Raw genomic sequence first — 11,928 nt, 5'->3', positions numbered from 1 at the left:
TAAAATATGAAAATTTTATCAAGTAATAATTTTTTACCGATTTTTAATTTTGCTTTAAGAAAAATATTAGTTTCCTTGTTAACATTAATAATTGAAATTATTACTTTATTAAGTCTTATAATAACAACACTAGTTCTTTTTATTCAATTAGAAAATGATAATGATAGTTTTTTAGTAAATTTTCAATATATTATTTTAGTATTTTTAAATCTATTATTATTTCTTTTTATTGTTTTAAATGTAGTTCGAATTATTAGTGAAGAAATAACTGATGGAACATTTTTGTTATTAATTTCTAAACCTTATTCACGATTTAAAATATTATTTTCTAAATATCTAAGCTTATTATTTGTAGTTTTTTTATTTATTGCAATTAATTTAGGAATAGCTATTTTATTAGGTTATATTATTAGTACTATTAGTAATAAGCATGCCCAGTTTGTTTTACTTTTAAATATGATGACAAAATTAATGCTTTTCTCATTATTTCTTAGTTTTGTTGTGTTAGCAGGTTCAGTATTAACAGCTTTAATATTTTCATCAAATATTGTTTTTTTAATATTAGTTGTTTTTAGCAGTATGTTTTTATTAGGCGGATTACCATATTCTTTAATTAAAGAAATTAGTAATAAACAAACAGTTAATATTGGTGCGGACACTTTTGATATTAATAATATTAAAGAAATAATCTTATTTAATGATGCTGTCAAAAAACCTGAAAATAACCAAACTAATATTAAAATTCGCTACTCTAAATTAGTAACCGAGATTTTTAATTTTTATAATGAATATGAATATGAACAACTTACAGCAAGGTTAACAGAAATTGATGATAAAAGAAGAGCAATGTATAAAAAATTTGATTTATATACTGATGAAATTAAGACATTTACTGCTGAGGGTAGTGTTACACGATGAACAGGAGATCTTACAAACGAGTTAAAGGATAAAAATGTTAAATTGCATATTCAATTTAAAACATATTTTAAAACATTAGAACAATTAGATACTAGTAATGAATATCAATATGAACTAATACAACTTATTAATAATGATTTATCACCACAAGTTGTTGAACTTACTAAAGATAAAAATGTTTCGTTAATGGAATTAGATATTGACAAAAGTAATTCAACTACTAGTGAAACATATATTGAAGTTAAGAACAAAAAAATGTCTAATTGAAATCCATTTACTGTTTTTAGAGAGAATTATAATTATGAATTTGATGAAAAATTATCTGAAAAATATAATGATTTGTTTAGTAATAAGGTATATTTTGCAATTCAAGAATTAGATAATAATATTTTAGTTAAAGTTCGTCATTTGAAATTATTAACTAATCAATCATTATCAATAAATAAAAATTGGGCTGATTATCAATCATTAATGAAGACATATCGGATTATTAGTTTTCTTAATCTTTTTGAACATTGAAATCAAATGTGAACAACATTTTTAGGATTTAATGATTTCTTTTTTAGCCCCACAGGTAATTCATATATTGATTTTGATAAACAAAAAAATTATTTAAATTCATATCGTGATTTTGAAATTATAACAAATAATAAAGGACAGATTGAGGTTCAAAAAATTAATCACATTTTAAATTCAACAGCAGTAGCTATTGGTTATGGGATATTTGCAATGCTATTAAATATCGGTTCAGTTTTAGTTATTAAACGCCGAGATATTGTTTAGGTTTTCAATAGGGTTGCTTCATTTTATGTAATAAAATTTATGTTATAATTAAAACTGAAATGCAGATGTGAGGATTGTAAATAATGAGATTATTTATTAGTTTAAAAGAATGAAATTGATATCATTGATTAATAACCGGTTTAATTTTTCTGTTAATATTTACTCTTATCATATGACAAATATTATTATTTATTTTGCATCAAAGAAAATTTTTAGAAGGTAAAATCATTAATTTTTTAGAAATAATTAAATTATTGCCACTGCGTCAAAGATTATATCGGTTATCAGAAATTGCTAGTTATCATCATGAATTTGAAACAATTTTACCATATTGAATTTTTCTTTATGAAAAGAATAGTCAAGAACTATTAGCATTAATAAATGAATCATTAATAATTTTAAAACAAGATCAGCAAGATATTAAGAAATTTAGTTTATATAAGTTAAAACAATTATTAGCAAAAATTAATAAGTTAAATAAAACATCACGCGCTTTATTATTAGATTATGAAAATGCTCTTAAAATTGAATTAACCCAACGCGAGCAAGCATCATTATATAAAAGTTTTTTTAATCAGTTAGTTAATAATGCTACTAAATTACAAATTCATGTGGCAATAAATCCTGAAAAATTAGATTATTTAGTTAATGTTTTACAAAATATGTTATATAACTTTGAAATTGAATTAACTAAAGGAGTATTTTTGAAGTCATATCAAATTCTTGATAAGATTGCTGTTGGTTTAATTTCCTTTACAGAAATTTTAGATAAGATTCCGCAGTTATTAACGATTGTACATAAAGTTATTCCCAAACAATTAAAACAAATGACTACTTTATATATGAATAAAGGTAATGATATTATTTTACAAGAGCAGTTTGTGAATTTATTTGATGATGTTAATCTTCAAGTTCAACAAGTTAAAAAATTGTTAGATAATTTACAGTATAAAAAGGGACAAGTCAGAGTTGAAAAAATTCTGGTTTTGCTAGCTAATTTTAATTATCAAGCACAAAAAGAAAAAGATTTAAAAACAATTTTTTCAACTTACTATGAGTCAATTATTAAAGTAGTTGAATTAATTGAAAATAGTTTTGAAAATTTAAAAAAAGAATTAGTACAAATTGAAACTATTTATTTATTTTTGCCAATGGAAAAAGAAATAATTAATAATAGTCAAAAATTAGTTAAGAATTTAAGTTCACAAATGAATGAATTAATTGTGATTATGAATCAAACAAAAACTAATGCTTATCATCAATTGGTTAAATTACAGGTAAAAATTTTAGAAAATGCTTTAAAAACTCAAGTTCATTTAGAACAAGTGTACAAATTAATAACGCAAAAAACTGAAGAAGAAAAGCAATTAAAACAGTTACTTTCACATTTAGGAATCCTATTAATGCAATTAAATGCTAAGTTAAATAAAATTACTTATCAAAAAATTGCTTATACTTTCAAAGACCGGATTAGTGATGTTTATAACTCATTTTCGGAACTTAAAGAATTAATTAGTATTAGTGATGATTTACAAGAACAAAAGCGATTATTACGCAAGTTATATTTATTAAAAGATAATATTTATAAATTGCATAGTAAAATCAAAAATATTGCCATCATTGATCAACTAATTCAACGAGCAATTGTCTATGGTTATAAATTTTGTGCTATTGATGATAGTGTTAACAATAAAATTAAAAGTGCACAGCTAATTTATAACAATGCTAATTATGAAGATGCATTACAATTAGTATTACAAGCATTAGAATATTCGTATGAACAACGGTTACATAAAAGATTGCAAAAAAGGTAATAGAGAGTAGGAATAATTAAAAATGAATGATACTATTTTAATTCGTTATGGTGAATTATCAACTAAAGGTAAGAATCGGTATTTATTTATTAATCAGTTAGAAAAAAATTTAAAAGCTAAGTTAATCGCATTTAAATATTTAAATATTGTTGCAACACATAGTCGGATGTTGATTTATTTAAATGAACATCAAACTAATCCTATTGAAATTGAACAAATTACTAATATTATTAGAAATACTTTTGGAATTACTTCGTTTTCTTTTGCTAAACAAGTTATTAAAGATTTAAATGTTATTCAGAAGGAAATTTTGACATTGATTAGCAATTTAGAATTTAAATCATTTAAATTAGATGTTAATCGGATTGATAAAAAATTTCATTGTACTTCGTTAGAAATAATTAATGTTATTGCTGAATTAATCTTAGATTATAAAAAAGGTTGTCAAGTTAATTTAACAAATCCGCAATTAACGCTATATTTAGAAATTCAAATTGATAATGTTTTTATTATGTTTGATAAAATTACTGGATTAAAAGGTTATCCTGTTGGTATTGCTGGAAAAGTATTATTACTTATGAGTGGTGGGATTGATTCACCAGTTAGTGCTTATTTATTAATGAAACGCGGATTGGAAGTTCATTATTTACATTTTATAACTCCACCATATACTAAAGATGAATCATTACAAAAAGTTATTAATTTAGTTAAAACCTTAGGAGTTTATGGCGGTAATGTTGCTTCAAAATTATATATATGCAATTTTAGTAGTTTACAACAAGAGTTAAACCATATTCCTTTATCATCGTATCAGATTACAATTATGCGCCGAATGTTTATGCGTATTGCTAATTATTTAGCAAGAAAATTGCGTATTAAAATTTTAGCAACTGGTGATTCTTTAGGACAAGTAGCATCACAAACAATTGAAAGTTTATCAGTTATTGCTGATGTTAGTGATATGGTAATTTTGCGACCATTAATTACTTATGATAAAAATGAAATTATTAATATTGCTAAAAATATTAATACTTATAAAACATCAATTATTCCTTTTATAGATTGTTGTTCATTATTTGTTCCTCAAAATCCAGTAATTAAACCAATAATTGCTATTGCTAAGAAACAAGAACAAAGCATTTTATGAGAAGAGATTTTAGCATTAACAGTTGAAAATAATATTATAAAACAAGAAATTAATTTTCTTGAAAAAAAGTAGGTGAAAATAATTATTAATTTAAATGTTCATAGTGAGTATTCACTATTAAGTTCACCGTTAAAGTTAAAAGATTATTTTAAGTTTGCAATTAAAAATAATCTTTCGGTTTTAGCATTGACTGATAAGAATACAATGTTTGGGACAATACAATTTTATGAACAATGTCAAAAATATAATATTAAACCAATTATTGGCATTGATATTGATGTGTTAGATATTGCTCGTAATTTGAAATTAGAATTAATTGTTATTGCTAAAAATCAGCAAGGTTATGAACAACTTTGTCTTATTTCTTCAATAATTGCTATTTCTAATAACTCAACAATTAGTTGTGAACAATTATTAGAACATTTAAATGAGATTATTGTTATTTTTAAACCACAAAATACTTTAACAATGTCTTTAACAATGCAAGCGGAATATTTAACAAGAATTCAAAAAAAGGCCCACACATATATGGGAATTAATCAGGATAATTTTAGTAATATTCAATATTGAATTGATAGGCAACAATTAGTTGTTCCTTGTAATTTAGTAAAATATTTACAATCGGATGATAATCAAACATTACAGTTAATTGAAGCTATTAAGGAACAAAAATTGTTAGCAGAAACTAGTGTTAATGATTTTAGTAATTATCATTATTTATTATCATTTGATATTTATTGTGAATATGAACAAATATTAATAACTAATTTGGAACAGTTAATTAATAATGTTAATTTACAATTACAATTTAATATTAAGGAAAATATGTTACAGTATGTGCCACCAATTGGTGTGAATAGCAATGAATATTTGCAAAACTTATGTTTACAACGATTACAAAATAATAAAGAAATTAATAATGATTATCGTTATCAACAACGATTATCTTATGAATTATCAATTATTTGTGAAATGGGTTTTGCTAATTATTTTCTTATTGTTTATGATTATGTTAAATATGCTCGTGAGCAAAATATTATGGTTGGTCCGGGAAGAGGCTCTGTTGCTGGTAGTTTGGTAGCATTTTTATTACAAATTTCTACTGTTGACCCAATAAAATATGATTTAATTTTTGAAAGATTTTTAAATCCGCAACGAATATCAATGCCAGATATTGATATTGATTTTCAAGATGATCGTCGCGAAGAAGTAATAAAATATTTAGTTGAAAAATATGGTAAAAATAATGTCGCCCAAATTATTACTTTTCAAACCATTACTTGTAAAATTGCTCTTAAAGATACGGGAAGAGTATTAAATATTCCTTTAGATATTATTGATAAAATCAGTAAAGCGGTGCCATTAGATTTAAATTTAGATTTATCATTAGCTGTTAGTAAAATTGAAATTTTACAAGTGTATATGACACAATATCCGCAGTTATTTTTATTAGCAAAAAAAATTATTGGTTTACCTCGACAATTTGGAACGCATGCTGCTGGTGTTGTTTTATCACAATTACCAATAATGCAAATTGTTCCAATTCAAAAAGGTTATAACAATATCTATTTAACGCAATATTCAATGAATCATTTAGAATCATTAGGATTACTAAAAATGGATCTTTTAGGTTTAAGAAATTTAACAATTTTAAAGCAAATTCTTGATATGATTAATAAAGATTTATCAATGATGATTAGTTTAGATAAAATACCGTTAAATGATAGTAAAACATATCAATTATTAAGTGAAGGATATACGGCGGGGATTTTTCAGTTAGAGTCTAAAGGAATGCAACAAATTTTAATAACCATGCAACCCAAAAATTTAGAAGATATTGTTGTTACAAGTTCATTATTTCGCCCTGGTCCGCAAGAACATATTAAGACATATATTAAAAGAAGATTAAAGCAAGAAGCGGTTTGGTATTTACATCCTGATTTACAACCAATATTAAAAACAACTTATGGAATTATTGTTTATCAAGAACAAATTATTTTAATTGCCCAAAAAATTGCTAATTTTTCATTAGCAAAAGCTGATATTTTAAGAAGAGCAATTAGTAAAAAAAATCAGAACGAGATGACCTTATTAAGTAAAGAATTTATTGCTTCAGGTGTTGCTAATGGTTATGATGAAAAAACTGTTAAGCAAATTTATGATGATATTAATCAGTTTGCTAGTTATGGGTTTAATCGCAGTCATGCGGTGTCATATTCATTATTAGGTTATTGAATGGCTTATTTGAAGGTTAATTATGCATTACAATTTATGTGTGCGTTATTAACTAGTGTGATTGCTAGTGCTAATAAAATTGAACAGTATCTTAAAGAATGTCAAAGATATCATCTAAAAATATTGCCACCGTCAGTTAATTTTTCAACAGAAAATTTTATTATTGAGAATCATATGATTAGGGTACCGCTCACGATAATTAAGCAAGTGGGAATGGTGATGTATGAAGCAATATATGCTGAAAGAGAAGCAAATGGACAATATACTGATTATTTTTCGTTTGTGGCCAGAATGGTGCTTAAAGGTTTAAATATAAGCATATTAGAAGCATTAATTGCTGCGGGAGCTTTAGATGAATTTAAAATCTCACGAAAAACGATGAAATTAAATATGACACTAGCTTTTCGTTATGCACAATTAATTCAGGTATCAAGGAATGAAAATATCACCCTAAATTATGATTTGGTAGCAATACCTAGTTTAAAACAAGAACCAGATAATTTATTAGAAAAAGCTCAAGATGAGTTAAAATATTTTGGTTTCTATTTACAAACTCATCCTTTATTATTAATTAAAAAGCAATTGCAATTAGAAAAAGAAATTATTAAATTACAAAATCTAGATAAATTGATTAATTGAAAAGTTAAAGTATTGGTTTTTATTAATCGGATTAAACAAATTAAAACTAAAGATGGTCAGTATATGTGTTTTTTAACAGTAAGTGATGATTATGGGACAAGTGATGTGACAGTTTTTAGTAATATATATATGCAATATCAAGAACAACTTAAAGAAAATACTATTGTCTTAATTAATGCTACTGTTGAAAAGTATAATGATAAAATTCATTTAGTTTTACGAACTTTAAAAGTAATAAGTATTTAAAAAAATCTTATCTAATTTAGATAAGATTTTTTTATTCATCACTGTTTTTTACTAATTCCAGAACATTAAGTTTTTTTAAATGATAAGTAGTCATAATATATGTTGATGAATAAATAACTATAATAATAACAAAACTAATTAAAATTACTCATCAAACTAAAGAGAAGGGAATTATTAAAAGAAAGAAATTTTGTAAGATATAAATAAAGATACTTGCTGTTGTTCAAGCTAATAGTACACCACCAATAAAACCAATCAATACGGAAGGAAGAAACATTGTCAGAATTAAGTTATTAATTGTTCGATATTTGTAACCTTGAATTTGTAATATTGCCATCATTTTTGAAAATTGATCTAATGATAAACTAGTAATCATGGTAATGATAATAACTGCAATAATAATGGCATTAGTAATAAATATGGCAATCATACTAGCAGCAACAGTAGCGATTTTTTTAATTAACTCTTGTTTAGTTGATAATAAATCATAGTTGTCAACAGCATTTGTATATGCTCATCCGTCAGCGCTATTATATAAACCATTTGTAGAAAATGTTGAATATCTTGTTGTAATATCAATAAGTTCGCGATTGCTTGAATAACGACCATTGGATCATAAAGCAATGTTATTAAAAGGGTCTTTTTGATAAATATCACTTGATTTAGTATTAGGAACACCAATAATATCATTAGCATAATCTTGGGCCATAAATATTATTGAATCATTATAAGAATTATGGATACCAACAACTTCATATTGATATGGACCATCAACATTACTTTCATTAGCAAAATGGTCAATACCAATTTTCATTTCTTCTGGTTTACTTTGTCAATATGCTGATGAAAGTAAGGTAAATAAATTTTTACCATTAGTTATTAAGTTAAGAGCACTTGAAAAGTCAGAGTTGTTAATGTATTGCTTAGTTTTATTATTTCAAAAAATGCTATAAGGACGAATTACTCATCACTTATTATTAGTTTCATCAGTAGCAATAATAAATTTATCTTGGTGCCCCGTAGGTAATTGTTTAGCTTCTAAAGTTTCAAAGTAATTATTAGTTGTTGCACTAATGCCTTGATAGATAATATTACCATTGTTATCTTTAATGTCATTTTTAGGTAATCGTAAGATGACATCATTAAGATTACGATAAGTTTTAGCATTAGAATATTGTTGGGCAATGTCCTTATCATTCTCGTTAGTACCTTGATAACCATAACGATTTGTTCAACCATAAGTTACTTTGTCGCTAGCACTAGTAAATTTATCATTAGGCATTTTTCAAATATTTTCCGTGTTAGGTTGGGGTTGTCATTTACCATTAATAAATTCTTGATTTTTTGAATTATAACCTCATCAGTTATTAGGAATTTTATTTCATTTGTTTTCATTAGTAGTATATTGTAAAGAACGAGTTGTATTTGTAAAATCAATAATATTGCCCACATTTAAATGATGCTTAATTTGTAAAGATTTATTAATGATAATGGGAATAATAATTTTATTATTAATAGTTTTAATTGTTTTTAGTTTATTTTGTAATTCATCAGATATTTTAACCATTTTATTATTTGGTTTAATACCGTGGGTTTTAATATTTTCATTGTTAATTTTTGAATTATAGTGCGTTAATAATTCATCTTCTAAGGGATTATAAGGTAAAGTATTAAAACCAATTGCAAAGCGATTTTTTGTTTTAGCATTATTTAAATATTTTTTAACAAAAGAAGGCATTTCACTGGCAATAACATTTTCCACACATTGTCTTCAATCTTGGTTATTGTCAATATCATTTGTACCATATAGCAATTAGATTAAAAATGGGACAAACAATATTGGAGACAGCATTCATTGCTGCTGTCCCATGATATTTATTATCCATTGCTTCTAGTCATCCTAATGAAATTGCTTTTCCTGAAAAATCAAACATATTGTAGCTAATTTGATTAATGATATCAGAAAGATTAATACTATTAGGTGATTTTGGATTATCAATATTAGTTCAGATAGCATCATTTTTTTGTTTCATATATTCAAAAATTAAACGATTTTCACCAATTGGATACATTGGATCAGTAGTTTCATATTCAATTCCTTGTCAAGGAAAGAAATTATAGCGATTTAAGGGCATATTATTAATTCCTTGATAAAATTCAACACTAGTTTGATAGTTGATATCATGATAATATGATTTGTCTAGTGATAAAATATTAATCGGAAGTAGTAACGATAACGAGATAGTAAACGAAGCAATAAGAATTGTTAAGGCCATTAAAAAAAGTTTTTTATAAGAAACAGCAGCTAAAATAATACGAAAACGAGTTTTAAAACTACCAAAAGCAAAATAGCGATGATAAATTTTTAAAATAAATTTTGATGATTTATTATAGTTAATCTGAGAATGAAATAGTTCACTAATTGGGATATTAATAGCTTTTAAAACTATGACACTAGCACAAGTGATTGTTAAGATGGCAAGAACAAAAAAACCAATCGCTAAACTAGTAAAATCAAGGTAGATGGTGTTATTAGGAATAATAAACATACTACTAAAAATTTCTATAATTGCAATTTGACCAATAGTACCTAAAAATCAACCAATTGGTAAGGCAATACAACAACTAAGAATAGCATAAACTCAATATGATGAAGTAATAGCAAATTTTGAATAACCTAATGCTCTTAGAGTTCCAATTTGCTGATAATTTCTTTCTACGGCTTTTTTAATTATTAGAGAAAAAATTAAAAAACTAATAATGGCAATGAATATAGTAGTAATACTAATAATTATTTTATAAGCATTAAATATTAAAGCAAAACTTGTAAAACCGCGATTAATGAAATCAGAGGAGTTATATTTTTCCATTTTAATGTTAATATTAAGATTCAAAGGTTTTTTTAATAAAAATGAGTCACTAAGTAATTTTTTGTAATTAGTTAAATCCTTTTCTAAGTTATTTTTAGTTCCTTGATAAGTTAAATAAACACTAGAAATATCTTGAACAATTTGTTTATATTGTAAAAAATTATCAAAAAATACTCAATTTTTAAGAAAAACTATTGGTTCATTGGCATAGTTAGGAATTGAATTTAATTGATTAGTAGAAGGTAAAACGGTTCAATTATCACCGCCAATACCAGCAATCATAAAATTAAAATCACCAATTTTAATTTTATCGCCAATATTATAACCTCGTAATTTTGCAAACTGGGGACTAATAACAATTTGATTACTAGCATCTGGACTTGTACCTTGAATAATTTTTAAGGAATGAGGATTAAGACTATCAATGTTAACAAACCGATAATTAAAGTTACTTGCAAAGTCAGTAAGAATAAATTCTCTTCTTGTTGTCACTTTAAAATTAGTAGCTATTCCTGCTAATTCATTTTGCATTTGCATTAAAATATTATTTTCAATTGTTCTTGTAGTTACTGATTTAGCAATATTAGTTTTATTTTTTAAACTTGGATTTGGTTCTGCTAGTCAATTAGTAATTAAATATTGTTTAAAAATTTCAATATTATTAATATTATTATCAGGTGGATATTGAAAAAAATTTGGATTATTTTTATAAATGTTAATATAATAATTTCATAACATTTTATTAAGTAAAGAAGAAAAATATATATCAATTACATTAATAAATTTATTAAAAAGTTGTTTAAATTCAATGTTGTTAATGACATAATGATATTTTTCTTTAAGAATTTTTCCAATAATTGATTTTTGAAAATAAGAACTTTGATGATTAATTTGTTCTCATTTTAAATAATTAACTAGTTTAATATTATCAATAGTATATTGCTCGTTAACTTTTTTAGTTATTAGTTGCACATTTTTAGTTTTTAATGTTATTAGACTATCATCATTAGGATTATTACTAATACTAAAGTCACTAACTGTTAATTTATTGCTTTCTGTAAAATCAGTGTTAGAAAAATTAAATTTATAATAATAATCATATTTTACTTCTTGCCCCATAAAATTATTACTTTGCTTTAAATTATTAATTGTTGACATGGCGAGACTAATACTAGCAGTGAGAATTATTGTTAGCAAAATTAGTAAAATCATTTGAACTTTTACTTTAAACATTGAAAAAAATGCTTGTTTATAAGTTGGAAATATTTTTTTCATT

General features: G+C 24.3%; 6 protein-coding genes. 4 read left to right on the top strand and 2 right to left on the bottom strand.

Features of this window, described 5'->3' with window-relative positions:
- The first annotated feature begins 6 nt into the window (after positions 1-6).
- The 4 genes from AAHF53_RS04135 to AAHF53_RS04120 all read left to right on the top strand — a co-directional run bounded on the left by AAHF53_RS04135 (position 7) and on the right by AAHF53_RS04120 (position 7,782).
- On the top strand, positions 7-1,701 hold the full coding sequence (locus AAHF53_RS04135) for an ABC transporter permease (RefSeq protein WP_342189576.1): 1,695 nt from the start codon (positions 7-9) through the stop codon (positions 1,699-1,701).
- A gap of 83 nt (positions 1,702-1,784) precedes the next feature.
- The gene (locus AAHF53_RS04130; protein ID WP_342189575.1) at positions 1,785-3,515 is read left to right on the top strand and encodes a septation ring formation regulator EzrA; all 1,731 of its coding nucleotides are present in this window, start codon (positions 1,785-1,787) and stop codon (positions 3,513-3,515) included.
- A gap of 22 nt (positions 3,516-3,537) precedes the next feature.
- Entirely contained in the window at positions 3,538-4,734 is a 1,197-nt protein-coding gene (gene thiI / locus AAHF53_RS04125; RefSeq protein WP_342189574.1) for a tRNA uracil 4-sulfurtransferase ThiI, read from the top strand.
- The gene (locus tag AAHF53_RS04120; RefSeq protein WP_342189573.1) at positions 4,735-7,782 is read left to right on the top strand and encodes a DNA polymerase III subunit alpha; all 3,048 of its coding nucleotides are present in this window, start codon (positions 4,735-4,737) and stop codon (positions 7,780-7,782) included. It begins immediately after the preceding gene.
- Between the two features lie 31 nt (positions 7,783-7,813).
- Here AAHF53_RS04120 and AAHF53_RS04115 read toward each other — a convergent pair whose 3' ends face one another.
- A complete protein-coding gene (locus AAHF53_RS04115) occupies positions 7,814-9,595 on the bottom strand; it encodes an ABC transporter permease (RefSeq protein WP_342189572.1) in 1,782 nt (593 codons plus the stop codon).
- Entirely contained in the window at positions 9,564-11,927 is a 2,364-nt protein-coding gene (locus tag AAHF53_RS04110; protein ID WP_342189571.1) for an ABC transporter permease, read from the bottom strand. The genes AAHF53_RS04115 and AAHF53_RS04110 overlap by 32 nt, the downstream gene beginning before the upstream one ends.
- Position 11,928: the final 1 nt, after the last annotated feature.

The sequence above is a fragment of the Spiroplasma endosymbiont of Dilophus febrilis genome (assembly GCF_964030685.1).
Taxonomy (GTDB): domain Bacteria; phylum Bacillota_I; class Bacilli_A; order Mycoplasmatales; family Nriv7; genus Nriv7.
Note: the sequence above shows the minus strand (reverse complement) of the source record. Positions and strands in the feature narration are given on the sequence as shown.